This window comes from Halobacillus rhizosphaerae, assembly GCF_046719735.1.
Lineage (GTDB): Bacteria > Bacillota > Bacilli > Bacillales > Halobacillaceae > Halobacillus_B > Halobacillus_B rhizosphaerae.
The window spans coordinates 20,327-43,030 of the sequence record NZ_JAUTWQ010000005.1; the positions used below are offsets into that span (position 1 = coordinate 20,327).

Sequence of the window (22,704 nt, forward strand, 5' to 3'; positions counted from 1 at the left end):
TCCATTTTTTGTGATTTTAGAAAGGAGATATTACATGGGGGAACAAGTAAGCAGCACTAGTCATAGAAAAGTAGCTCTCGCTCTTTCCGTGATTCCGGGCATTGGTCAATTTTATAATAAACAATGGATGAAAGGACTGGTATTTTTAATATTAACCTCATCCTTCTTTGTAGTATTTGGGAACCTGCTGCAGTATGGCTTTTGGGGACTAGTTACCCTTGGGATCGATCCCGAATTTGATCATTCTATCTTTTTACTAGTTAAAGGGATTCTAGCGGTTCTGGTCACACTTATTGGATTTGGGATTTATTACTTGAATTTAAAGGATGCCTATAAAGTAGGAAAACAAAGAGATTTAAATGAGCGGCCAAACTCTGTAAGAGAACAATACCATACGCTGGTGGGCAGCGGATTTCCATACTTAATGATCTCTCCTGGATTTTTATTACTTATCTTTGTTGTAGTATTTCCGATCTTATTTGTCATTCTATTGGCATTTACCAACTATGACCTCTATCACTCTCCGCCAGCTCACTTAGTGGATTGGATTGGATTTCAAAACTTTGTGGACATTTTTAAAATACCTCTTTGGAGAGAAACCTTCTTCAACGTACTCGCTTGGACCATTGTATGGACTTTCGGTGCGACTACTCTGCAAGTGGCGTTAGGTATATTCCTAGCTGTTCTCATGAATCAGCCGGGCATTAAGTTTAAACGGGTGATCCGGACTATTTTTATTCTGCCTTGGGCTGTTCCGGCTTTTGTTTCTATATTAGTGTTTGCAGGAATGTTTAACGAGACCTTCGGAACCATTAATAATAATATTCTTTCAGTCTTTGGAATTGGTAGTATTCCCTGGATGACAAATGCATTGTACACGAAGATAGCCTTAATATTCATTCAAACGTGGCTTGGTTTTCCGTTTATATTTGCCATGACAACCGGAGTTTTGCAATCTATTCCTAACGAGCTTTATGAAGCGGCAAATGTAGATGGGGCAACTGTTTGGCAAAAATTTAAAAACATAACACTTCCTTTAGTGCTCTATGCAACTGCCCCGATCATTATTACCCAGTATACTTTCAATTTTAATAATTTTAATGTGATTTTCCTGTTTAACGGTGGGGGACCAGCTGTAAGCGGACAGAATGCAGGAGGTACAGATATTCTTATTTCTTGGATCTACTCGCTGACAATGACTTCTGCGCAATATGGAAAAGCTGCAGCAATAACTATGATTCTGTCACTTATCGTAATCGTCGTTGCCTTATGGCAGTTCAGAAGAACAAAATCATTCCAAGAAGAGGATATGATGTAATATGAATCAAAAAAGACAAAGAATTATTAACCTTACGTTGTCGTATGTCGTGATTATTATTATGGCTGTCATTATTCTTTATCCCATTCTGTGGATTATTGGTTCCTCTCTTAATCCTGGAAATAGTTTATCAGGATCTTCAGTCATTCCAAAGGATGCTACATTTGCTCATTACAAGGATCTATTTAATACGGAGAAAAGCAACTATTTACTTTGGTATTGGAATACTATGAAAATTTGTGTTCTAACGATGGTGGCATCAGTAGCTTTAGTAAGTTTTACTGCCTATTCCTTTTCCAGATATCGCTTTATTGGAAGGAAAAATGGTTTAATGACCTTTCTCATATTGCAAATGATTCCTAACTTTGCAGCATTAATTGCTATTTATGTTCTAGCTGTATTAACAGATTTACTGGATACTCATCTTGCCTTAGTTCTTGTTTATACGGGAGGCGCAATACCTATGAATACTTATCTCATGAAGGGTTATTTAGATACCATCCCTAAAGAGTTAGATGAATCAGCTAGGATGGATGGAGCCGGTCATTTTCGGATTTTCTGGCAAATTGTCATGCCGCTTGCTAAACCAATGATTGCTGTTATAGCTCTTTTCACTTTTATTACACCCTTCACAGACTTTATCTTAGCTAGAATACTTCTTAGATCAGAAGATAAGTTTACACTGGCCGTAGGGTTGTTTGAAATGATTTCGAAGCAGTTTGGAAATGAATTTACAAAGTTTGCTGCAGGGGCGGTACTTATTGCAATTCCAATATCTATATTATTTTTATCGTTACAGAAATATTTTATATCCGGTTTGACGGCTGGTGGTACAAAAGGATAATCTTATAGGCGTATATAGAAAAGTTAAGGAGGAGCGGAGATGAAGAAATTTGCAGCTTTATTCATGATCATCCCGTTTCTTCTTTTTTGCGCCCTTCCAGTAGGTGCCGCCGAAAAAGAAGAACGAGCATGGCAGGATGAAAGTATCTACTTTATTATGGTTGATCGATTTATGAACGGGGACGCGAGTAATGATTATGATGTGAACCCTGATGACCCGAAAGCTTATCATGGCGGAGATTTACAAGGGATTATTGATAAATTAGACTACATAAAAGACATGGGTTTTACCACCATTTGGCTGACCCCCATCATGGATAATCAGAAGAAGGGTTATCATGGCTATTGGATCAAAGATTTTAAAGCAGTGGATGAACACTTTGGTACGATGGAAGATGCCAAACGTCTTGTGAAAGAAGCTCATAAACGAGATATGAAAGTTATATTTGATTTTGTCGTCAACCATACAGGCGACCAGCACCCATGGGTAAGTGATCCTGCAAAGAAAGATTGGTACCATGAAGAACAGCCTATTATGGGGGATAGTCAGGGCGAGTTGGAAAATGGATGGTTATCTGGACTGCCAGATTTAAATACTGAAAATCCAAATGTGAAAAACTACCTTTTTGATGCTGCAGACTATTGGATCAATCAAACGGATGTGGACGGATTTAGGCTGGATACAGTTAAACATGTTCCTAAGGAATTTTGGTCCGAATTCGCCGCGCATGTAAAAGAAACGAAAAAGAATTTTTTCTTATTAGGAGAAGTATGGAGTGAAGATCCTTCTTACATAGCCGATTATGAAAAGACAGGAATTGATTCTTTTGTGAATTATCCATTTTATAAGGAAGCTTCTAAGACCTTTTCTGATGCTGGAAATTCTTTAAATGAGCTGTACACGGTTTGGGAACGCAGCCAGCATTATTTTAAGTCACCGAAAGTGCTGGGCAACTTTCTTGATAATCATGATAATGTAAGGTTCACCCATTTAGCTGTTCAAAATAAAAAGAATCCAGTTACTCGGTTAAAGCTGGGGTTAACTTATATGTTTACTTCCCCTGGAATTCCTATTGTTTATTATGGAACGGAGGTTCCTCTCGATGGCGGGGAAGATCCTGATAATCGCAAGATGATGGATTTCAAATCTTCTGATGACGATCTGACTAAGCTGCTCGATAAACTTAATGCGATGAAGAAACAATATCCTGCCTTGACTAAAGGGGATTTTAAAGAGCTTTTTAACGAAGAGGGATTTGCCATATTTAAGAGAACTTACAAAGACAATACGATGATTATTTCCATAAACAATGACACAAAAACACGGGCGGAATCTCTTAAGGATCTCCCGGATAATCAGCAGCTAAGAGGTCTATTACTAGATGGGATTGTTCGTCAAAGCAAGGATGGCAGTTATAAACTAGGAATGGACAGGGAAACTGCAGATGTATTTGTCGTTGAAGAAGATGAGGGATATAATTGGCTCTTCATTGGATTTGTAGGGGGAGTACTGGGATTGTTTGTCTTAGCTGTTACCATCATAAGTATAAAAAATAAAAAAACAACAACTGAGCACTAGAAGATAAATCTCGTGATTATGCAAAGCTTTTAAACAGGGCAGTCTAGAAGCTAATGGTATAATAGGAGCAGCACTTGTGAAATGAGAGCGATTTCAATCTTCATAACCATACTTACAACCATTAAATAATTAGAAGGTGAACTATATGGCAGTAACGATTAAGGACGTGGCCAGTGCGGCAGGTGTAGCTCCGTCTACGGTGTCCCGGGTGATTGCGGACCATCCTCGAATCAGTCCAGCTACGAAAAAAAGAGTAAAAAAGGCCATGAAAGATATGGGCTATCATCCGAATGTAAACGCAAGAAGTCTGGCCAACCGTTCTACACAAGCCATCGGAGTAGTTATGTCTTCAAGCGCAGATAAAGCCTTGCAGAACCCTTTTTTTCCAGAGGTGTTACGAGGAATAAGTGCGATTGCTCATAGTCTTGATTATTCGATGTTACTGTCAACCGGGGGAACAGATGAGGAAATGCTTGAAGGGGTAGAACGAATGGTTTATGGGAATCGGGTGGACGGAATTATTTTGCTTTATTCTCAAATTAATGACCCTGTTATGAATTTTCTGCTGGAAAAAGAGTTTCCTTTTACAATGATAGGGAAGCCCTTTGATCGGGTGGATGAGATTACCCATGTAGATAATGATAATATTCGCGGCGGGAAAGAAATTACCAATCATCTTATTGAGCTAGGCCATGACCGTATCGCCTTTATTGGAGGTTCTACAGATTTAGTCGTTACCCTTGACCGCCTAAAAGGATATCAGGTGGCGCTGCAAGAAGCTGGACTGCCGATTCGAGAAGATTATCGTGTTCATACAGAGTTCTTGAAATCCGGTGGCCGGGATGCAGTCCACCAATTATTTTCGTTGGAAAATCCTCCGACTGGGATTGTCATTGCTGATGACCTGATGACCATTGGAGTGATTAACATGCTAGAGGAATTTGGGATGTTAGTACCTGAAAATATCTCTATCGTAAGCTTCAATAACGTTTATTTAGCAGAGGTAACGAGACCCCCGCTTACTACGGTAGATATTCATATCTATGAGTTAGGGAGTCAGGCGGCTAAGTGTCTAATTGAAAAGGTTAGAAATAAGGACGAGCCGGCAAAGCGTATCATCGTGCCTTTTAATATTAAGCATCGTCTATCAACTCAACGAAATGAAACATTGTAAAAAGATCCGCAGTTTATCTACTGCGGATCTTTTTTGTGTAAAATAATTCAGCCATTAACAATAACTCCGCCGTTCACATGTATGACCTGACCGGTTACATAGGAGGAGTCCTGACAAGCTAAATAAACGTAAGCAGGCGCCAGTTCACTCGGCTGTCCCGGCCGCTGCAAAGGGACGTTAGAACCGAACTCTGAAACCTTCTGTTTATCAAAAGTAGAAGGAATTAAAGGGGTCCAGATGGGTCCTGGGGCAACAGCATTAACTCTTATTCCTTGAGTCGTCAGAGATTGTGACAGCGAACGAGTGAAAGAAGTAATGGCTCCTTTGGTTGCTGAGTAATCTATTAAATCTTTACTTCCTGCATAGGCCGTGATGGAGGTGGTGTTAATGATAGCCGCTCCATGTTTCATATGAGGAAGCAGAGCCTTTGTCATGTAAAAAAAGCTGAATATATTAGTTCTAAATGTTCGCTCCAGCTGTTCATTAGAGATGTTTAAAATGCTTGGCTGAGGATGCTGTTCTGCAGCATTGTTTACAAGCACATCAATCGCACCATAGTGCTGAATAATTTGCTGTGCCGCATCTGTACAAAAATGAAAATCTGCCAGATCACCAGAAATTAATAAGCATTTTCGTCCTTCTGCCTCGATCATTCGTTTCGTTTCCTTAGCATCCTCATGCTCATCATAGTAGATAATGCCGAGGTCTGCCCCTTCACGGGCAAAATGAACAGCAGCTGCTCTGCCAATTCCACTGTCTCCGCCCGTAATTACCGCAATTTTGTTGTTTAATTTGCTGCTTCCTTGATAACTGTCAGAAATAATTTTAGGCTGAGGAAACATCTCTGATTCAATACCTGGCTGACGATTTTGCTGCTGAGGGGGATTAATCGGTTTTTTTTCTGCCATAGTGATCCTCCTAAATCGGATTTATGGTTTAAGGATTCCCAACTATGGAGAGATTACTCTTCATCACTGCTGTCTTCTGGACCTTCGTGAGTAAAGCAGCCATCCTGCAAAGATTACTGCCCCCACTAGAAATAGAAACGGTGAATAACCAAGAATGAATACTGACAGGCTGGACAGAAAGCGGGTTAAGTGATTAATGGAGGAAGCGAAAGCTTGTTTGATTTTTTTCCAAGTATTAAAATGGTCGTTTTCAATTTTAGGAACGATCACATTCGTTTCTTTGATAGATAAAGTAATGGTGGAATAATCGGTTTGATTTTTATAATAGTTTATTTTACCTTTTATCACTTCGATATCTTCCTGCACACGTTCGAGGTCTTGAGAAATCTGAATTAAATCTTCAGTTTTTTCAGCTCCTTCCATGAAGTCAAGAAGGCGGGACTCAATCTTCTCTTTAGCTTTTAAGCGGGAGTTTAGATCTACGTACTCTGTAGTCACATCATTGGCGGAAACCTCTTTAGAAGTGACTTCACTATACTGGCTTACCCCGTCTAGAAGAGGTTGGAAATTTTCTTTAGGCACGCGTAAAGTAAGAGTTCCGGACCGATCTCCTTTTGCAGATTTATGAATATCTATTTGAGTGATGTGTGCCTTATATTTCTCGAGTTTTGTTTGAAGGGTACGGTAGAATTGATCGTAGTCTTCCGTGTTGAGCTGGACATGTGCCTTTTGAATAAGTAGAGCATCTTGAAGAGGTTTATCATTGACTGCTTTATCTGGCGGAAGCATTTCATCTGAATTTATAGATGAGGCGGATGAGTCAGTAACCTTTTGCTCACTGCTGATGGCTTCCGAATCAGCCATAGAAGAAGAGTCACTGCTGCTCTGATTCTGGGTGCAGGCAGCAAGCAGAATAAGCAGACTGATCCACATGATTCGGTTGAAGTTACTTTTCATTAGTAAAACCCCCTTTTAATTATAGTCGATTAAAAGGGGGGAAGAGTTACATATTATTTATATGGATGATTTAAAAAGAAAAGGGCAATGGTTCCTGGACCCGCGTGAGCGCCAATTGTTGAACCTACCATATCAATATGAATATCCTTAACGGTAAATTCAGAGCGAATTAGGTCTGCTACATATTCTGCAGTATCTCGTGCGTCGGCATGACTGATAGCGATTCGCTGATTTTGTAAATCGGTTCCGCGCTCAGCCATGACTTCAATCATGCGCTTAAACACCTTTTTTGAGCCGCGAATTTTTTCCAGAGGAACAAGGTTTCCATCTTCCATATGCAATAACGGCTTAATTTTAAGTAAGCTTCCGACAAAGGCGGAGGTCCTGCTTACGCGGCCGCCGCGGTATAAGTATTCCAAATTATCTACGGTAAATATATGTTCCATGTGTTCAGCATGATAGGTGCCTGTGTCGACGATTTCTTTTAATGAAGCCCCTTCTGCTGCAAGTTCTGCGATCCGAAGAATAACCAGTCCGTAACCTAAAGAAGCTGCCTTAGTATCCCTAACTTCAAATTTGGCGTTGGGATATTCGTCCTTCACTTCCTGTTCCACCATCTTTGCGGTTTGATAAGTGCCAGACAAGCCTGAAGAAAAAGCAAAATATACAAAGGGCTGCTCGTTTTTAGCATAGTTGATAAAGGCATCACGAAAAGCTTGAGGAGAAACCTGCGAGGTCTTAGGAGCAGCTCCTTCCCTCATAGCATCGTAAACTTCCTTCGGTGAAATGGTAATCCCATCTTCGTATTCTTCCCCTTGAAGAGTTACTCTGAGAGGCACCATATCAATACCAAACTGCTCTAAATCTTCTTGAGATAAGTCCGATGCAGAGTCGCAAAGAATTTTAACTTTCATATTATTTCTCACCTCCTCAATAAATTTCCATCTAAAAATAGTGTAGGCTTATCCTGATGCTTAGTCAAAATATATTGATTTATCTGCTGAGATTAACTAAAGTGGTTTAAGGGACACTATTATAATAAGCTTGCTGTTAAATTTAAACAGAAATAAAACCTATATGGTCGAGCGGTTAGGAGGTTACTATGTTTGCGTTTGAATTAAAAAGGATCATAGTGGTGATTTTTGGAGCGGTACTAAATGCCATATCACTTAATTTATTCTTAATCAAAGCGAATGTTTATGCAAGTGGTTTTACTGGGGTTGCCCAGCTTTTAACCAGTATTTTTCAAGATTTTCTGCACATCCCTGGAATCAATACAGGAATTATCTTGTTTATACTTAATATTCCAGTTGCTATATTAGGGTGGTATAAGGTTGGGAAAGGATTTACAGTCTATAGTGCTCTATCTGTAGTTTTTACTACTTTTTTCCTTACCGTTATTCCCGTTCAGCAATTATCCAATGATATTATCTTAAATGCCGTTTTCGGCGGGGTTATTGGAGGAATTGGAGTAGGAATAACGCTCAAGTGGGGGGCTTCAACAGGAGGACTCGATATTATAGCTATGGTTCTGTCTCGTATGAGAGACCGGCCAATTGGTATCTACTTCCTGATCATTAATAGTGCGATTATTGCTATTGCAGGCCTTCTTTATAAGCCAGAAAATGCTTTATATACTTTATTGACTTTGTATGTAACGACCAGAGTTATTGATGCTGTTCATACACGTCATGAAAAGCTTACAGCTATGATTATTACTTCTAAAGCAGCCGATTTAGAAAAAGCAATTCACGCCCAAATGGTCCGAGGAATTACTACTCTTCCTGCACGAGGTGCCTTTACTCAGCAAGACAAAAATATGCTGGTTATGGTTATTACAAGATATGAACTCTATGATCTTCAGCATATTATCTCAGAGGTGGACCCTTCTGCCTTTACGAACATTGTGCAAACGACGGGTATATTTGGATTCTTTAGAAAAGATGATTAGCAGGGTAACTATTTTTCCCGAAGTTCGTCTAATAGAATAAATTATACGAAAGGGAAGTGAAGCTATGATAAGGCTTCTGGCAGTTACTGCGGGGGTTATGATCATTCTTTTAGCCGGTTGTGTCACTCCTTCTGGCAAGGAGAAAATAAAGGAAGATGAGAAAGACAAGAACGAGGAGCCTGCTGCTCAAATGGAAGCTTTCATTGATCAATTATCTATGGATGCTACGGTAGAGGCAGCTTCCAGTCAGGTTGTGTTTAATTTTTCGCTCACGAATACAGGAGACAAACCACTCATCCTAGGATTTAATTCCGGCCAGCAATATGAAGTAACTGTGAAAAATAGTGATGGAAAGATTGTCTACTCTTATTCTGATGGTAAGATGTTCACGCAGCAGCTGACAACGAAAGAATTGGAAGGAAAGCAGGTATTACCCGGGAAAGAGACTTGGAATAAAGTAAAAGAGCCTGGAGAGTACTCCGCTCAGATCACTTTCTTAATTACGTCCATTAATGATCAGCCTGTTGAAGCTCAGCCTTTTCAAGTCAGTCAGTCGTTTACCATCGAGGATTCACAAGAACAAGTCAATGATCCAGACTCTAAAGCTTTCCGTAATGTGGAGATCACCGGTGAGCAGGGCAGTTACACGGTAAAGGGAGAGGCTCGCGTGTTTGAAGCAGGTTTTCTTTATAGTGTAGAGGACGGGCACCGGGTGCAAGTAGCACCGACTTCTGTTCAAGCTGAAGCTGGTGCGCCCGAGTGGGGGGCGTTTACTATTAAGATTAACATTCCTAAAGACCAGCTTCCTGACTACGGAACTTTAAATTTAACTCTTTATGAAGCCAGCCCGAAAGATGGACATCCTATTCATGTTCAGTATTTTCAATTAGAAGACTTTAACTAATAAAAGAAACTGGCTGGGATAACACTAGAAAACCCGAACCTTTAAATGATCGGTTCGGGTTTTCTGTGTTTTACTTTTAATGAAGGTGCGCTGATTTCACTAGCTTCGCCTTCTGATTTTCCAAGAAACGTTCCTATTCTACTGTTCGGCGTTCACCTGCAGATTATGAAGTTTAACCCCACCTAATTTCAGGGTTTTCTCCATTAATAGCCGTATTCTGCTAGTAAACCTTCAACTTTAGGTGTTAATGTTTCCCATTCAGCATTTGGAAGTTTGTTTACCGTAATAAAATTTTGGAAGCCGAATACATTATCTACTTCCTCGAAATTCATTAAGTCATTCATAATTTTATGTTCGCTCGTTTGCCCTGGCATAACGGAAACACTGCCGTCACCTTGAAAAATCAAAGAATCGGTAGTGAATTTGAGTGCGTTTGGGTTCGGTGTTTCTTCTACTTTAACAGACATACAAAAAATCCTCCTCTATAACATCTACTCCTATTCTAGCAGATAATTACGCTTGGCTAAACTAAACCAATCAACTTTATATGAAATTCACGTAGTTATGATACAATGAACTAATCTTTTCAGGAGGGATATTATGGATACAAGGCTCATCGATACACTACAGCAAATTAAAGATCAGGATTATGAAATCCCGGATCGTTTAAACTTGCAGGAATTAACCACTATGATGCTGCAAAGGATTGGAGCTGTGGATCCTATACTGCGTGATGATTTAATTCACCACCTTTTCAGCTATTTCATCGAGAACAACTATTATAATAATGACCAGTTAAAGAATATATTACAGTCTATTCTTAATAAGAATTATCTTTTCTATATGATTAGCTCAGCTAAAAAAGAGGAGGATGCGGTCTTTAAGCGAAGTTTCTCTGTTCTGCTTATTTCTCCAATCTTAAGAAAGCATCAGGAAGCTCCTTTTCTAAAGGAAGAGGAAGTGCATCGAGTTTGGGAAAACTTAAAAAAGTACATGCAGCAGGAAGCGGATCACCGAGCTTATGTGGAAGGCAAAGGCTGGGCCCATGCGATGGCCCATGCGGCGGATGCCTTAAACTGGACAGCCTCCTGTGAGGAAATTACATCAGAAGAAGTCATGAGTATGCTTCCGATCATTCGTACACAATTTCTAATAGATCAGCCTTATTTGTTTGATGAAGAAGAGCGTATGGTTACGGCTGTATTAACCATGTTTAATAAAATCAGCCAGAAAGATCGGATAAAATGGCTGGAAACGTTAATTTATGAGAGAGAAGGGTGGTCGAACCCAAAAGAAGAAATCATTATTAATAATAGTAAACACTTCTTAAGAGCTCTGTACTTCCGTATGCTGGATGGCGATCATCGTGAACTTCGTCAAGTGTTAGAGAATTTGCTAAGAGAGCTAAGGAAGCAGGAAGCTTATTAATTTGGGGGAATGATATGATTACCAAGGGTTTATGGGCGGGCACGGTGTCTGGGCTGGTTCTTGGGCTGTATATGTGGGCTGCAGAAGAGATAACTGGTTTGAAAGTATATACATTGTTAATGAATGTTGACTTTGTGCCTTTATTACAGGGGATAGAATGGCCATGGTTCATGGAATGGTTATTCCATATGAGTATTGCCTGGACCATTGGAATCGTTTATGCTTATTTGCTTGCTAAAATGAGTGAGAATAAAACAATCACCCGCTGGGTAACTGCTGGGGGTTTAGCCTTTCTTGCCGCTCTTTCCTACATTCCTCTTACTTTGCTGGCTGTGAAACAGACTCCTTCATTAACAAGTGGAGCAGCTGTCTTCCTTTGGCTGATTGGCCACTTGTTGTATGCAGGGAGTTTAAGACTTGCCTGCAGGTAAACCTTTTAACCTAAACAAAAAAGTCCCATGCGGTGCACTAGCCGCAAGGGACTTCTCTGCAATATAATTAGGGGAGATATTACTGTTATATTACCCTAACCAGAGAAAAGATAACTCCGTCAATAGACCGATCTTTTTTCCGTCTTTAGGATAAATTTAAAGAGATCAGACCCATGAGGGTCTGATCTCTTCCATTATTAACGCATGCTTTGGTTTTCATTATCAAGCTGCTGTTCCAATTGCTGTAGCTGTTGTTTCTCTTCTTGAGAACATTGGCTATATGCAGATTGGATCGCTTGCTTGGCTGCCTGCATATCTTCTTGACTAGCGGGTTGAGAACCATCACGTTTTTGTTTGAAACGACTTACCGCATCACGTGCATTTTCAAAAAGGGAATTGGCCATTTTTAGAACCCTCCTACAGTATGCTGCTGGGATTCGACTTCTTTACGGTCAGCTTCTGTAAGCCTTTTTGGCTCCATCTTGCTTTCATCAAATTGACGAACCTCTGTCCAGCGACGATCTTTGGTTTCTTGTTTCTTTTGCTGTTCCATGACAAGTCCTCCTGTCATAAAAAAAGCCTGAACGCTTTGTGCGTCCAAGCTTAGTATGGCTGACTGCCATCTGCTTATACATGAAAATTATTACATTACATGGCTTGTTTGTTTAATTTCAAATAATCGGTTAGAAATTCACTGATTCCGTCCTGCTCGTTCGTATCAGCAACATAGTCAGCTAAGTTTTTTAATTCATCAATCGCATTTCCCATGGCTACTCCTACGCCGGCATAATCAATCATTTCCAAATCATTATCTTCATCGCCAAACGCGATAATCCGCTCTTTAGGAATATGATAGTAACGCGCGATTTTTTCAAGTCCTACTGCCTTATTAAGCCCTGCTTTAACAATTTCGATAACATGCCATGGAGCTCCCCATTTGCGATGTTCAATAAGAGAGGCATGGTTGTCCAATTCTTTCCTTAATGCCTGGATTTTATCTTCTTCAGGATGAATTAGAAGGGAAGTAGGATCTTCGAGCAAGTTGTTCTGAAGGCTTCCGATCTTAATTGGATGTTCATCGCTATTATGGAAGATCTTCATAATTTCTTCATCCTGCCGATCCAAATACACCTTATCTTTTACCTCAGCTAATATGTTCTTCACACCAAGCTGGTAGCATTGGTGAATAATTTTCTTAGCGGTGCGAATACCTAGAGGAGAGTGCAGCGCATCCCATCTATGGTCTTTAGGGTGATGGATAAGTGCCCCATTAAAATTAACCATCGGGGTATTGAGCCCCATTTCATTATAATAATCAATACTCGCACGGTGCGGGCGGCCGGTAGCAATACAAACTATATGGCCTTGTGCTATGGCTTCAAGGACCGTGTTCTTCGTTCGTTCAGAAATCGATTTTTCATCTGTTAATAATGTGCCGTCTAAATCTAAAGCAATTAAATGTCTTTCTTTCATAACCTTCACCTCATTTGTATATTTAGTTTAGCTGGTAAAAAGGTGAAATGTAAAGAATTTCTCCCCTTGAGTAAAATGAAACACTTTCCAATGAATACGTGCAGTGTTACGATTACATTGTATCTTACTACTATTAGCAGTATTTTAAAGGAAAGTAAAGTTTAAGAAAGGGATAGAGAAAAATGATTGGAATTTATCGGGAAACTATAAAGAGTATTCCAGTATTAACGGTTGTGGATTCAAGGAAAAAAGAGGAACCGTTACCGGTATTTACATACTTTCATGGCTTCACATCTGCTAAGGAACATAACCTGCCTCAAGCTTATTTGCTGGCTCAACAGGGGTATCGGGTTATTTTACCAGACAGTATGTATCACGGGGAACGTGATGAGGAGATGTCCTCCCAAGAGCTGAATTTCAAGTTCTGGGAGATTGTATATCAAAATTTGAAAGAGCTGCAGGATATTAAAGATGATTTAGATGTCAATGGGCTGATCGATAAGCGTAGATTTGGGGTCGGAGGAACATCAATGGGGGGCATTACTACGGCCGCTGCGATGACGATGTATCCATGGATTCATGCCGCTACAGTGATGATGGGTTCACCTAAACCGACTGCCTTTGCTGAAAAACTCATCCATGATATTGCAAAGACTGGAATTGTCCTTCCGATTTCTCAGGAACAGCTGGATGAACTTTTTGAGTCATTAAATGCCATTGATCTATCCAAACAACCGGAAAAACTAGCTGGACGCCCCATTTTCTTTTGGCATGGCGATGCTGACCCGGTCGTTCCATTTGAACATTCTTATGATTTTTACAACGATACCATTCCGATGTATAAGAATCCGGAAAACATCAAGTTTTTAAGAGAAGTCGGCAGAGACCATAAAGTCAGCCGGTTTGCTGTTCTAGAAATGGTCAATTGGCTGGACTTAGTACTTTAAAGGACTTCTTTAGTTTATTCTAGGGAAGATTTTGTTTATAATAGGTTTGAACAATCAGGAAGGGGGAATTACTTTGGATACAGCACTTGAAGAGAATATTATGGGTGCTCTGGAGAATGTAATTGATCCAGAGCTCGGTATTGATATTGTTAATCTAGGTCTGGTATATGGTGCCGATATGGATGATAATGGAAACACCACCATTACGATGACTTTAACAGCTATGGGGTGTCCTCTAGCAGGTCATATCGAACAAGATGTGAAGCGGGTAGTATCGGATATTCCTGAAGTTAACGAAATTACAGTAAATATTGTATGGAATCCGCCATGGACGAAAGACAGAATGAGTCGTTACGCGAAAATCGCCCTGGGAATTCCGGATTAATGGAAGAAAACCCCTACCGTTCATACGGCAGGGGTTTTTACATAAGGAAAGGGAGGATGGCTATGCGAAAGGGGACGCCGGTCTTTCAAATAGTAGGGTATAAAAATAGCGGGAAAACTTCTTTGTTATCTGAACTCGTTGCCTATGGCACATTGGAAGGAGACCGAATTTCAGCGATTAAACGTCATGGACATGATGAACCTTTAAAAGTGATGCACAGAGAAACCGATAGTTACCGCCTACATGAATCAGGAGCGTTTATGACGGGGGTAGACAGTGCAGGTCGGTTTCAACTGGAATTAGATCATAAAGAAAATTTTCCCCTTTCTCAGCTAATTGACCTTTATTGTTTCTTTAAGCCTGATTTAATAGTGATTGAGGGCTACAAACACGAGCTTTATCCTAAAGCAGTGATTATAAAAAGAGAAGAAGACTTAAAGCTTTTAAACGAGCTGTCCAATATACAATTTGTTATTACTTGGAACGAAACATGGACGGAGCACTTGTCATTACCTGTTTATCGATTAAGTGAATGGAGACAGTGTCTACCGAAAGTGTATCCAATTGCTAAAGGGAGTTAGGAAGATGACTAAAAAGTTTTGGATTACAGAGCAGCCTCTATCCATCAATGAGGTGGTGGAGAGAGTATCCCGAAGAGAAGCGGGAGCAATTAATACTTTTATTGGAACAGTGAGAGAATTTACACACGGTAAAAGAACACTTCATTTGGAATACCAGGCTTATCGGTCAATGGCTGAAAAAAAGCTTGAACAAATTGGAGCGGAAATTGCAGAAAAATGGCCTTCAGCTGAAACAGCTATTGCCCATCGCATAGGTTCTTTGAAGATTGAAGAGATTGCGGTAGTTATTGCTGTCTCCACACCTCATCGATCTGAGGCATTTGAGGCCAGCCGTTATGCCATTGAACGGATAAAAGAAATCGTTCCGATATGGAAGAAAGAACACTGGGAAGATGGAGAAGAATGGATAGGAAATCAAAAAGGTACAAAAGAGTATGTAAATGGGGTGCCGGATAAGGAGGAGAAGTGATGAATCAAATTTTGTTATTCGCGGACCTGCGGGAAAAGACTGGGAAATCTGAAACAGAATTAGATGCAGCGGGGAAAACAGTGAAAGAAGTGAGAAATCTGCTTTTTCAAACGTATCAGCTTCCTGCAATCCAAGAATCAATGGTAGCCATTAATGAGGAATTTGCAACGAATGGTACGGTGATCAGTGAGCGGGATGTAGTAGCTTTCATTCCTCCCGTCAGCGGTGGGTAAATAAGGATAAAAAAATCAGCCATCAAAGGCTGATTTTTTTAGTGAAAAGCTATAGAAAAATTAACACGACGGCTCCAACAATAAAGCAATAAAAAGCAAAATATTTTAAATTTCCTTTTTCCATAATATTCATGAACCATTTTAACGACCAGTAGGAAGCGATTAATGAAGCAATGAACGCAATGGCATAACCTACCCAAAGATTTGCTAAGTCCTGACTCAGTAAATCATCAATGGACAAAAGCATTGTCCCCAGACTAACCGGTATATATAAGAGAAAGGAAAATCGGAGAGCGGTCTGCTGCTTCATTCCTAATAGCATCGCTGCAACAATGGTGGCACCCGAACGACTGATTCCGGGTATAAGAGCAACGGCTTGAGCTAAACCGACAATTACCGCATCTTTCCACGTTAACTGTCCTTCACTTTTACTTCCACGCAAGTTTCGAATAATCCATAGAGCGATGCCGGTTATAATTAGCGTAATACCTACGACTTCTACAGTTTTTAAACCTTCAATCGCATCTCCAAGTAAAATTCCGAGTACACCAGCCGGAATGGTTCCGAGGATAAGAAAGATAATAAAGTCAAACTCATCTTTCTGACGAGGGTCCTTTGTGATTAGGTAGCCAATACCATTTCTAATTAGTCGGACGATATCGTTTCGATAAATAATTAGGACAGCAAGTAATGAAGCGAAATTCACCAATACTTCAAACTGCAGGCCTTCGAGCTTCATATGTATCAAGTCTTGCAATATTACTAAATGACCGCTTGAAGAAATAGGGATAGGCTCAGTGAAACCCTGAAAGATCCCCAAGAATAAATATTTAATTAACACCCAGAAGTCTTGCATAAACGTTGTTCCTCCTCAAGATATAAACTTTCAAAGTGATGCAGTTAAAAACAATCATGATCTAACTATACCGCTTGTTGAATTTTATGTGCAATAGGTAATGTTATTCTTTATTAGAAATGTCCACCTTGCTGAGCATGTGCACGCTATTATAAAAGACATGTTTTTTCACAAAAAGAAAGGTGCCACCAAATGGATGGCACCTTTCTATAATTTATGCTTCCTGTTTGATTAAGCCTTCACCAAGAGCTATCACTGTTCCGCTGAATAAAACAGTCATGACGATAGCTTGCAGAAAAGAAAAATCAGTTCCTGTCATGTTACTGACAACATACGCCATCATTAAGCTTAATAGGAAAGCCCAGAAAACTGTCCAAAAAATACGCATCGTTGCTCACCTCAATTTCACAGTCTACCCTTATTTTATCAAAGTATAATTGAAATTGGAATATGAAATCGCTTAAGCTTGCATGTTTTCAAAAATTAATGAATAAAATGGAATTATTATGGGGGAGGTCTACACACATGATGACCACGATCTATCATTGTTTCCATTGGATTGGCTACCATTTAACAACAAACCTGCTTCAAGAAGGATATGAAGTGATTGGGATAGACCCGATGTTCTCACCTCTTAGTGAACAGTTATATATGTTTGTTGGGAGAAATAGTAACTTCCAGCACTTTTACACCGTTCAAGACAAAGAGAAGCATGTGCATACTAATGAAGAGGAAATAATGATCAATATTCAAGGTAATGTGTTAGTTATTGAAGAAACAGCAACTTCTAAAGCAACAAACTGTATTGAACTGCCTCCTTTATTTGGAGAATGGATGGATCTGGATGAGCTTGGCATAACTCAGAAAGAGGAGCTGGCAGAGTGGGTGGCTGACACAAAGGCCGTTTATATTGAAGACTTAGTTCAAGTCCTCATTCCTGCTATATCTAAAGGGGAATGGCATCCATCTTTACACTCGCTAGAGGGGCGTGAAGAAAATTTAGAAAAGAAAATTGCAACGACTTGGGAAAGTTATTTTCAGCTGCAGAAGCTTAATTCAAAGAATTCTTATTAAAACCTCTCCTATATTTACTTTTTATACACCCACAGTGTAAAATAAAGAACAGAATATAGTGAAACTGTAGGAGTGCTGTTTGTGAGAGTGTATGGGGTAGCTTTCCTGATCATCCTTGTGTTCCTTTCGGGGTGCAGCAGGACAACAAGTCATGGACAAATAAATAAAGTCGGCATGCTTGTGGAAACAACCATCCACGATCAGGCTTGGGGCCAGCAGGGGTATAAAGGGCTGTTGTCCATCCAGAAGGAATATGGCACTGATGTTTATTTCAAAGAAGGAATAAAGAATTATAATCAAACGGCAGAGGCTGTTGATGAATTGGTGAATAAAGGAGTCCGAGTCATTTTCGGTCACAGTAATATTTACGGAGAATATTTCCAAGAGCTTCATGACTCTTATCCTGATGTTCATTTCATTTATTTTAATGGAGATTATGCAGCAGAGAATGTGACCAGTTTAAACTTTAGTGCAAATGCCATGGGTTTTTTCGGTGGCATGGTTGCAGGGGAAATGACCTCGTCTAACCATGTAGCCGTTATTGCCGCATATGAATGGCAGCCAGAAGTGGAAGGTTTTTACGAAGGTGTTAAATATCAGAACCCTGACGCCAAAGTGGAGATTTCGTTTGTGAACAGCTGGGACAACACACCGAAAGCAATGGTTCTTTATAATCAAATGAAAGAAAACGGGGCCGACGTTTTTTATCCGGCAGGCGATCAATTTAGTGTTTCGATGGTTCATCAGATTCAAGAAGATCAAAAATATGCTATCGGATATGTGACAGACCAGTCCTCTCTAGGGGCGAATACAGTGCTAACTAGTACGGTTCAGAAAGTAGATGTCGTTTATAAACTTGCGATGGATCGACTTATGGATGGCAGCCTTCCTGGGAAATCAATCGAATTTGATTTCAAAGAAGGGGCGATTACCATGGGAAAATACAGTCAGAAGGTGCCCGGCTCTTTTGTGAAAAAAATGAAGTCAACGGTTGCTGAGTATTCTCGGACAGGCAATCTCCCCAACCAGTGAAATATAACGGGGCAGGTTAACCAGGATAGCCAGCGGAACTTCTAAATAATGAACGCTCCACACATAAGACCCGAACCGTTTGGTTCGGGTCTTATGTTGCGGGAAAAATTTTTGTCCCTGACTCTGGATCCAGTTGTTTTCTCCTTCGCAGTCCCTCGTTGCTCGTGACCTTAGCCATTCTTTTCAGTGGCAAAAACCTCCACGTCAAGTTTTTGCTTAGGTATGCCAAAGCTCAACAAGGCCATACCGAAATTAAATTTTACTTCTTAAATTTTTGGATGAAGGGTTTAACCATTGGGGAGATTGAATCCCAAGTTTTATTTACCTCTTGAAGCAGGGCTGGCCAATCGGTTTTCTGAGTTTCCTTCTGCGGCTGTTGTTGAGGGGACTGTGAGTGTTGGTTTCCAAAGAGCATAGAATCAAATGGAGAACGGTTTTGTTTTGCCAATCCAAACACCTCCTTATACTATAAAGTATGAAACTATGAGTCAGCTATGTGGGCAGGGCAATCCAAATAGTTTTATTAGTAGAAGCCGTGAAAGAATAGGAAACGTTTTTTCTATAAAGATAGCGGGGAAGGAAAATAGTGTTCGAGTACCGTTCGAAGAGGGGCAATCGTGAGGGGCGGTTAATTTTAAACAGTTCTCCAAATAGATAAGAGATCTTCCTTGCTGATTTCTTAATGGAAAAATAACAACTAAGAAACTTGCAGAATAAATAGGGATGAATTAAAATTAGTACCAAGTCATAAGAATGGATAATAGACTTTATTACCTTTAAGGGGATGAACATATGAACGCTGGAATTATCGGAGTTGGGCATTATGCCCCGGAAAAAGTATTAACCAATAAAGACTTAGAGAAAATGGTTGATACGAGTGATGAATGGATTCGTTCAAGAACTGGGATTGAAGAGCGAAGAATAGCGTCTGATGATATGGATACGTCAGACATGGCGTTTCGTGCAGCTCAAAATGCTCTCGAAGATGCAAACTTGGAGGCTGAAGACTTGGATATGATCTTGGTAGCAACGGTTACCCCTGATCATCCATTTCCATCCGTGTCCTCTATGCTGCAGCATCGACTAGGTGCGAAAAACGTGGCAGCTATGGATGTGAGTGCTGCATGTGCAGGATTTATGTACGGAGTCATTACTGCTAAACAGTTCATTGAAAACAATGAGTATAAGAATATCCTTGTTATAGGGGTAGAGAAACTTTCTAAAATCACTGACTGGTCAGACCGTAATACTTGTGTGCTCTTTGGTGATGCAGCTGGGGCAGCAATCATAGGTCCCGTAAGTGACGGGAAAGGTATTCTTTCTTTTGAATTAGGCGCAGACGGCAGCGGCGGCCCGCATTTGTATCAGGATGAATTTCTAAAAATGAATGGCCGGGAAGTATTCAAATTTGCTGTACGTCAAATGCCGGAATCTTCAGTTAACGTCGTTAAGAAAATTGGCTTAAGCGAACAGGATGTCGATTATCTTATTCCACACCAGGCGAATATCAGGATTATGGAAGCAGCTAGACAGCGGCTGGGAATTCCAGAAGAAAAGATGGCAACCACAGTTAAGCGATATGGCAATACTTCATCGGCATCTATTCCGGTAGCTTTGTCAGAAGACGTAAAGGCAGGTAAAATAAAAGATAATGATCTTGTTGTTCTTGTCGGGTTTGGCGGAGGCCTCACATGGGGAGCCGTTGCACTGCGATGGGGGAAGTAATCAAGGAGGAATTCATTTATGGATAAACGTCGTGTAGTAATAACAGGGATGGGGGCGATTACCCCTGTTGGAAACACAGTAGAGAAAATGTGGCAGAGCATTAAGACAGGACAATCCGGCGTAGGTGAAATTACCAAGGTGAACAAAGAGGATTATCCTGTAAGTGTAGCTGCAGAAGTGAAAGATTTCGATCCAACCGAATTTATGGATCGAAAAGATGCAAGAAAAATGGATCCTTTTGTACAGTATGCGATGGCGGCCTCTCATATGGCTGTGAAAGATGCTGCATTGGAAATTACGGAAGAGAATGCTCCCAGAACGGGTGTATGGATCGGTTCAGGCATTGGCGGAATGGGAACTTATGAGTCCCAGTTTGAAACTTTCCAGAAGAAAGGCTATCGCCGAGTCAGCCCATTCTTTATTCCGATGATGATTCCAGATATGGCTGCTGGACAAGTTTCTATCTCCCTTGGGGCAAAAGGGATTAATTCCTGTACTGTCACCGCATGTTCATCCGGAGCAAATTCCATTGGAGATGCATTTAATGCTATTCAACGTGGAGACGCTGATGTCATGATTGCAGGTGGAACTGAAGCCCCAATGAACAAGATGTCTTTTGCTGGGTTTGCAGCAGCAAGAGCCCTTTCTCTTAATGAAGATCCCCGTACGGCAAGCCGTCCGTTCGATGCAAATCGCGATGGTTTTGTAATGGGCGAAGGGGCAGGAATTCTTGTTTTAGAGACTCTTGAATCAGCTAAAAAACGCGGAGCAAAAATTTATGGTGAATTAACTGGTTATGGCTCCACAGGTGACGCTCACCACATCACTGCACCTGCACCGGAAGGAGAGGGAGCTGCCCGGGCTATGCAGCAGGCACTCGACCGAGCTGACTTGAAGGCAAGCGATATCGATTACCTTAATGCACATGGAACTTCGACGGATTTAAATGATAAATATGAAACCATTGCAGCCAAGACTGTATTTGGAGAGTATGCTTCAAGTCTTGCTATTTCTTCCACTAAGTCAATGACTGGACATTTACTGGGTGCCGCTGGTGCAATAGAATCCGTCATTTCTTTGAAGGCAATTAATGAAGGAATAATTCCACCAACCATTAATTACGAAACTCCTGATCCGGAATGTGACCTTGATTATGTACCGAATGAAGCCCGTCTACAAGAAGTACGAACAGTTATGAGTAATTCACTTGGATTTGGTGGACATAATGCTGCACTGATTTTTCAAAAGTATCAGGATTAATAAAAAAGAGAGTACGGTAAAGAAATTTACTTCACGTCTCAAAATAATATGAATAAAGCGTCAAATCGAAGTGTTAAACTTTGATTTGACGCTTTTTTGTGCAGCTATATTTTATAACGGCTTGATTTCTTAATTACTTGTATTGGAATCATCCTTAGTACCATTCAGGAAGTTCTGGATATCTTCCCTTGTTTGCTGTTCATTATGGGAAAGAACTAATCCTATTGGGTAAGGCTTACGAACGTTTTGGATGTTATCTTCTTCTGGAATCTTTGTCGTTTGAATATCGTCTACCGGGTTTAATAGAAAGTCCTTGGCAAGGGAAATAATTTTTCCTTTCCCCATATTCGTGTCAACATAAGGTTGAATATTCCCTATCAAACGTGGGGCTTTTAAAATCCCGTTAAAAGATATTAATTCATCTTTCAGCAATTTAATAACCTTTTGCTGTCGCTCTACACGGCCAAAGTCTCCTTGACTATCATGTCTGAAACGCGCGTAGCCCAGTAATTCTTCTCCGTCTAGTTTTTGTTTTCCTTTTTTAAGATCAAGATCGATGGTTCCAGCTCCATCCTTATATTTCATATCTTCTTCTACATTAACCGTTAATCCATTAGGAGCTAGAGTATTCGCGATTTGAACAAACCCATTAAAATCTACTATTGAATAGTATTCTAAATCTACTCCGAAATTTTTTGAGATAGTCTGACGAAGCAGTTCAGGGCCACCAAAAGCAAAGGCAGCATTTATCTTGTTGTATCCATGTCCAGGAATATCCACGTAAGTATCCCTCATAATTGATGCCATTTTCGCGGTATTGTTCTTCGTATCATATTGAGCAATGATAATCGTATCTGACCTAGGAATTTCATTACCTCGCTGATCGACACCTAATAACAGTACTCTTACTTTCCCGTCTTCACCTTTAGCACCCTTAAAGTCATCTTTATATTTACTTGTGGTATCTTTCAGGCTGGATGCGTCATCGGAGCCGGAAAGATTACTCTTTGCTTCGTTTTTCCCCGCAATATATTCATAACCTGTATATCCTATAGCTAATAAAAAGAACAGGATTAAAAGAAATAGGAATAATTTACGTCTTCTTCTTTTCTTGCGGCTTTTTCGCGATTTGCGAGAAACAGCCATGTGAACCATCCTTTCTAACCCAAAACCTCT

Annotated in this window: 28 protein-coding genes; 17 read left to right on the forward strand and 11 right to left on the reverse strand. The window is 40.3% G+C overall.

The features are described 5' to 3' along the window. Positions 1 to 34 precede the first annotated feature (34 nt). From Q7A53_RS07215 to Q7A53_RS07230, 4 genes are all read left to right on the forward strand, one after another. Entirely contained in the window at positions 35 to 1,318 is a 1,284-nt protein-coding gene (locus Q7A53_RS07215) for a carbohydrate ABC transporter permease (RefSeq protein ID WP_411788468.1), read from the forward strand. Position 1,319: 1 nt separating this feature from the next. Then, positions 1,320 to 2,162 carry a sugar ABC transporter permease gene (locus Q7A53_RS07220; RefSeq protein WP_411788469.1) on the forward strand — a complete coding sequence of 281 codons (843 nt, stop codon included), beginning with the start codon at positions 1,320 to 1,322 and terminating at the stop codon, positions 2,160 to 2,162. 39 nt (positions 2,163 to 2,201) lie between these two features. Continuing rightward, positions 2,202 to 3,740, forward strand: a complete 1,539-nt coding sequence (locus Q7A53_RS07225) for an alpha-amylase family glycosyl hydrolase (RefSeq protein WP_411788470.1) — start codon at positions 2,202 to 2,204, stop codon at positions 3,738 to 3,740. A 145-nt stretch (positions 3,741 to 3,885) separates the two neighbouring features. After that, positions 3,886 to 4,914 (forward strand): LacI family DNA-binding transcriptional regulator, encoded by a 1,029-nt coding sequence (locus Q7A53_RS07230; protein WP_411788471.1) that lies wholly within the window; start codon positions 3,886 to 3,888, stop codon positions 4,912 to 4,914. A 47-nt stretch (positions 4,915 to 4,961) separates the two neighbouring features. Here Q7A53_RS07230 and Q7A53_RS07235 read toward each other — a convergent pair whose 3' ends face one another. The 3 genes from Q7A53_RS07235 to Q7A53_RS07245 form a co-directional block, all read right to left on the reverse strand. Continuing rightward, positions 4,962 to 5,822: an SDR family oxidoreductase gene (locus tag Q7A53_RS07235; RefSeq protein ID WP_411788472.1), complete on the reverse strand. Its 861-nt coding sequence runs from the start codon at positions 5,820 to 5,822 to the stop codon at positions 4,962 to 4,964. Positions 5,823 to 5,885: 63 nt separating this feature from the next. Then, a complete protein-coding gene (locus Q7A53_RS07240) occupies positions 5,886 to 6,779 on the reverse strand; it encodes a DUF4349 domain-containing protein (protein ID WP_411788473.1) in 894 nt (297 codons plus the stop codon). Between the two features lie 53 nt (positions 6,780 to 6,832). After that, positions 6,833 to 7,693 carry a DegV family protein gene (locus tag Q7A53_RS07245; RefSeq protein WP_411788474.1) on the reverse strand — a complete coding sequence of 287 codons (861 nt, stop codon included), beginning with the start codon at positions 7,691 to 7,693 and terminating at the stop codon, positions 6,833 to 6,835. 188 nt (positions 7,694 to 7,881) lie between these two features. Between Q7A53_RS07245 and Q7A53_RS07250 the strand changes: the two genes are divergently transcribed. Beyond that, positions 7,882 to 8,730: a YitT family protein gene (locus Q7A53_RS07250; protein ID WP_411788475.1), complete on the forward strand. Its 849-nt coding sequence runs from the start codon at positions 7,882 to 7,884 to the stop codon at positions 8,728 to 8,730. Positions 8,731 to 8,794: 64 nt separating this feature from the next. Then, positions 8,795 to 9,634: a BsuPI-related putative proteinase inhibitor gene (locus Q7A53_RS07255; RefSeq protein ID WP_411788476.1), complete on the forward strand. Its 840-nt coding sequence runs from the start codon at positions 8,795 to 8,797 to the stop codon at positions 9,632 to 9,634. A gap of 203 nt (positions 9,635 to 9,837) precedes the next feature. Here the strand turns inward: Q7A53_RS07255 and Q7A53_RS07260 are convergent, their stop codons facing one another. Then, the gene (locus Q7A53_RS07260; RefSeq protein WP_411788477.1) at positions 9,838 to 10,101 is read right to left on the reverse strand and encodes a NifU N-terminal domain-containing protein; all 264 of its coding nucleotides are present in this window, start codon (positions 10,099 to 10,101) and stop codon (positions 9,838 to 9,840) included. Between the two features lie 133 nt (positions 10,102 to 10,234). On the opposite strand from Q7A53_RS07260, the gene Q7A53_RS07265 reads away from it, so the two are divergent. Together Q7A53_RS07265 and Q7A53_RS07270 are read left to right on the forward strand one after the other, a co-directional pair. Next, the gene (locus Q7A53_RS07265; protein ID WP_411788478.1) at positions 10,235 to 11,062 is read left to right on the forward strand and encodes a DUF2785 domain-containing protein; all 828 of its coding nucleotides are present in this window, start codon (positions 10,235 to 10,237) and stop codon (positions 11,060 to 11,062) included. Between the two features lie 14 nt (positions 11,063 to 11,076). Beyond that, on the forward strand, positions 11,077 to 11,493 hold the full coding sequence (locus Q7A53_RS07270; RefSeq protein ID WP_411788479.1) for a hypothetical protein: 417 nt from the start codon (positions 11,077 to 11,079) through the stop codon (positions 11,491 to 11,493). Between the two features lie 197 nt (positions 11,494 to 11,690). Here Q7A53_RS07270 and Q7A53_RS07275 read toward each other — a convergent pair whose 3' ends face one another. The 3 genes from Q7A53_RS07275 to Q7A53_RS07285 form a co-directional block, all read right to left on the reverse strand. Beyond that, a complete protein-coding gene (locus Q7A53_RS07275; RefSeq protein WP_411788480.1) occupies positions 11,691 to 11,897 on the reverse strand; it encodes a DUF3813 domain-containing protein in 207 nt (68 codons plus the stop codon). A gap of 2 nt (positions 11,898 to 11,899) precedes the next feature. Continuing rightward, positions 11,900 to 12,046 (reverse strand): hypothetical protein, encoded by a 147-nt coding sequence (locus Q7A53_RS07280; RefSeq protein ID WP_411788481.1) that lies wholly within the window; start codon positions 12,044 to 12,046, stop codon positions 11,900 to 11,902. 95 nt (positions 12,047 to 12,141) lie between these two features. Then, positions 12,142 to 12,966, reverse strand: a complete 825-nt coding sequence (locus tag Q7A53_RS07285) for a Cof-type HAD-IIB family hydrolase (RefSeq protein WP_411788482.1) — start codon at positions 12,964 to 12,966, stop codon at positions 12,142 to 12,144. A gap of 182 nt (positions 12,967 to 13,148) precedes the next feature. On the opposite strand from Q7A53_RS07285, the gene Q7A53_RS07290 reads away from it, so the two are divergent. The 5 genes from Q7A53_RS07290 to moaD all read left to right on the forward strand — a co-directional run bounded on the left by Q7A53_RS07290 (position 13,149) and on the right by moaD (position 15,581). Beyond that, a complete protein-coding gene (locus Q7A53_RS07290) occupies positions 13,149 to 13,913 on the forward strand; it encodes an alpha/beta fold hydrolase (RefSeq protein ID WP_411788483.1) in 765 nt (254 codons plus the stop codon). A gap of 73 nt (positions 13,914 to 13,986) precedes the next feature. Beyond that, positions 13,987 to 14,298, forward strand: coding sequence for a metal-sulfur cluster assembly factor (locus Q7A53_RS07295; RefSeq protein ID WP_411788484.1), 312 nt, complete (start codon positions 13,987 to 13,989; stop codon positions 14,296 to 14,298). 62 nt (positions 14,299 to 14,360) lie between these two features. Beyond that, complete coding sequence (gene mobB, locus Q7A53_RS07300; protein ID WP_411788485.1) at positions 14,361 to 14,879, forward strand: molybdopterin-guanine dinucleotide biosynthesis protein B; 519 nt, start codon at positions 14,361 to 14,363, stop codon at positions 14,877 to 14,879. Positions 14,880 to 14,883: 4 nt separating this feature from the next. Continuing rightward, the gene (locus Q7A53_RS07305) at positions 14,884 to 15,348 is read left to right on the forward strand and encodes a molybdenum cofactor biosynthesis protein MoaE (protein WP_411788486.1); all 465 of its coding nucleotides are present in this window, start codon (positions 14,884 to 14,886) and stop codon (positions 15,346 to 15,348) included. Then, positions 15,348 to 15,581 carry a molybdopterin converting factor subunit 1 gene (gene moaD, locus Q7A53_RS07310; RefSeq protein WP_411788487.1) on the forward strand — a complete coding sequence of 78 codons (234 nt, stop codon included), beginning with the start codon at positions 15,348 to 15,350 and terminating at the stop codon, positions 15,579 to 15,581. Before Q7A53_RS07305 ends, moaD begins: the two co-directional genes overlap by 1 nt. Before the next feature lie 49 nt (positions 15,582 to 15,630). Here moaD and Q7A53_RS07315 read toward each other — a convergent pair whose 3' ends face one another. Together Q7A53_RS07315 and Q7A53_RS07320 are read right to left on the reverse strand one after the other, a co-directional pair. Further along, positions 15,631 to 16,437: an undecaprenyl-diphosphate phosphatase gene (locus Q7A53_RS07315; protein WP_411788488.1), complete on the reverse strand. Its 807-nt coding sequence runs from the start codon at positions 16,435 to 16,437 to the stop codon at positions 15,631 to 15,633. A 214-nt stretch (positions 16,438 to 16,651) separates the two neighbouring features. Beyond that, the gene (locus Q7A53_RS07320; protein ID WP_411788489.1) at positions 16,652 to 16,825 is read right to left on the reverse strand and encodes a YjzD family protein; all 174 of its coding nucleotides are present in this window, start codon (positions 16,823 to 16,825) and stop codon (positions 16,652 to 16,654) included. Positions 16,826 to 16,962: 137 nt separating this feature from the next. Here Q7A53_RS07320 and Q7A53_RS07325 point away from each other — a divergent pair, with 137 nt between their 5' ends. Together Q7A53_RS07325 and Q7A53_RS07330 are read left to right on the forward strand one after the other, a co-directional pair. Next, positions 16,963 to 17,511, forward strand: coding sequence for a hypothetical protein (locus Q7A53_RS07325; RefSeq protein WP_411788490.1), 549 nt, complete (start codon positions 16,963 to 16,965; stop codon positions 17,509 to 17,511). An 81-nt stretch (positions 17,512 to 17,592) separates the two neighbouring features. Next, positions 17,593 to 18,543, forward strand: coding sequence for a BMP family ABC transporter substrate-binding protein (locus Q7A53_RS07330; protein ID WP_411788491.1), 951 nt, complete (start codon positions 17,593 to 17,595; stop codon positions 18,541 to 18,543). A gap of 259 nt (positions 18,544 to 18,802) precedes the next feature. On the opposite strand, the gene Q7A53_RS07335 is transcribed toward Q7A53_RS07330, so the two are convergent. Beyond that, positions 18,803 to 18,991: a hypothetical protein gene (locus tag Q7A53_RS07335; protein ID WP_411788492.1), complete on the reverse strand. Its 189-nt coding sequence runs from the start codon at positions 18,989 to 18,991 to the stop codon at positions 18,803 to 18,805. Between the two features lie 344 nt (positions 18,992 to 19,335). On the opposite strand from Q7A53_RS07335, the gene Q7A53_RS07340 reads away from it, so the two are divergent. Further along, positions 19,336 to 20,268 carry a beta-ketoacyl-ACP synthase III gene (locus tag Q7A53_RS07340; protein ID WP_411788493.1) on the forward strand — a complete coding sequence of 311 codons (933 nt, stop codon included), beginning with the start codon at positions 19,336 to 19,338 and terminating at the stop codon, positions 20,266 to 20,268. A gap of 18 nt (positions 20,269 to 20,286) precedes the next feature. After that, complete coding sequence (gene fabF, locus Q7A53_RS07345; protein WP_411788494.1) at positions 20,287 to 21,528, forward strand: beta-ketoacyl-ACP synthase II; 1,242 nt, start codon at positions 20,287 to 20,289, stop codon at positions 21,526 to 21,528. 129 nt (positions 21,529 to 21,657) lie between these two features. Here fabF and Q7A53_RS07350 read toward each other — a convergent pair whose 3' ends face one another. Next, positions 21,658 to 22,674 (reverse strand): LCP family protein, encoded by a 1,017-nt coding sequence (locus tag Q7A53_RS07350; protein WP_411788495.1) that lies wholly within the window; start codon positions 22,672 to 22,674, stop codon positions 21,658 to 21,660. Positions 22,675 to 22,704: the final 30 nt, after the last annotated feature.

Coding starts and splice junctions, on each gene's coding strand:
- Q7A53_RS07215 (WP_411788468.1), top strand. CDS start 35: ATGGGGGAACAAGTAAGCAGCACTAGTCATAGAAAAGTAGCTCTCGCT.
- Q7A53_RS07220 (WP_411788469.1), top strand. CDS start 1,320: ATGAATCAAAAAAGACAAAGAATTATTAACCTTACGTTGTCGTATGTC.
- Q7A53_RS07225 (WP_411788470.1), top strand. CDS start 2,202: ATGAAGAAATTTGCAGCTTTATTCATGATCATCCCGTTTCTTCTTTTT.
- Q7A53_RS07230 (WP_411788471.1), top strand. CDS start 3,886: ATGGCAGTAACGATTAAGGACGTGGCCAGTGCGGCAGGTGTAGCTCCG.
- Q7A53_RS07235 (WP_411788472.1), bottom strand. CDS start 5,822: ATGGCAGAAAAAAAACCGATTAATCCCCCTCAGCAGCAAAATCGTCAG.
- Q7A53_RS07240 (WP_411788473.1), bottom strand. CDS start 6,779: ATGAAAAGTAACTTCAACCGAATCATGTGGATCAGTCTGCTTATTCTG.
- Q7A53_RS07245 (WP_411788474.1), bottom strand. CDS start 7,693: ATGAAAGTTAAAATTCTTTGCGACTCTGCATCGGACTTATCTCAAGAA.
- Q7A53_RS07250 (WP_411788475.1), top strand. CDS start 7,882: ATGTTTGCGTTTGAATTAAAAAGGATCATAGTGGTGATTTTTGGAGCG.
- Q7A53_RS07255 (WP_411788476.1), top strand. CDS start 8,795: ATGATAAGGCTTCTGGCAGTTACTGCGGGGGTTATGATCATTCTTTTA.
- Q7A53_RS07260 (WP_411788477.1), bottom strand. CDS start 10,101: ATGTCTGTTAAAGTAGAAGAAACACCGAACCCAAACGCACTCAAATTC.
- Q7A53_RS07265 (WP_411788478.1), top strand. CDS start 10,235: ATGGATACAAGGCTCATCGATACACTACAGCAAATTAAAGATCAGGAT.
- Q7A53_RS07270 (WP_411788479.1), top strand. CDS start 11,077: ATGATTACCAAGGGTTTATGGGCGGGCACGGTGTCTGGGCTGGTTCTT.
- Q7A53_RS07275 (WP_411788480.1), bottom strand. CDS start 11,897: ATGGCCAATTCCCTTTTTGAAAATGCACGTGATGCGGTAAGTCGTTTC.
- Q7A53_RS07280 (WP_411788481.1), bottom strand. CDS start 12,046: ATGGAACAGCAAAAGAAACAAGAAACCAAAGATCGTCGCTGGACAGAG.
- Q7A53_RS07285 (WP_411788482.1), bottom strand. CDS start 12,966: ATGAAAGAAAGACATTTAATTGCTTTAGATTTAGACGGCACATTATTA.
- Q7A53_RS07290 (WP_411788483.1), top strand. CDS start 13,149: ATGATTGGAATTTATCGGGAAACTATAAAGAGTATTCCAGTATTAACG.
- mobB (WP_411788485.1), top strand. CDS start 14,361: ATGCGAAAGGGGACGCCGGTCTTTCAAATAGTAGGGTATAAAAATAGC.
- Q7A53_RS07305 (WP_411788486.1), top strand. CDS start 14,884: ATGACTAAAAAGTTTTGGATTACAGAGCAGCCTCTATCCATCAATGAG.
- moaD (WP_411788487.1), top strand. CDS start 15,348: ATGAATCAAATTTTGTTATTCGCGGACCTGCGGGAAAAGACTGGGAAA.
- Q7A53_RS07315 (WP_411788488.1), bottom strand. CDS start 16,437: ATGCAAGACTTCTGGGTGTTAATTAAATATTTATTCTTGGGGATCTTT.
- Q7A53_RS07320 (WP_411788489.1), bottom strand. CDS start 16,825: ATGCGTATTTTTTGGACAGTTTTCTGGGCTTTCCTATTAAGCTTAATG.
- Q7A53_RS07325 (WP_411788490.1), top strand. CDS start 16,963: ATGATGACCACGATCTATCATTGTTTCCATTGGATTGGCTACCATTTA.
- Q7A53_RS07340 (WP_411788493.1), top strand. CDS start 19,336: ATGAACGCTGGAATTATCGGAGTTGGGCATTATGCCCCGGAAAAAGTA.
- fabF (WP_411788494.1), top strand. CDS start 20,287: ATGGATAAACGTCGTGTAGTAATAACAGGGATGGGGGCGATTACCCCT.
- Q7A53_RS07350 (WP_411788495.1), bottom strand. CDS start 22,674: ATGGCTGTTTCTCGCAAATCGCGAAAAAGCCGCAAGAAAAGAAGAAGA.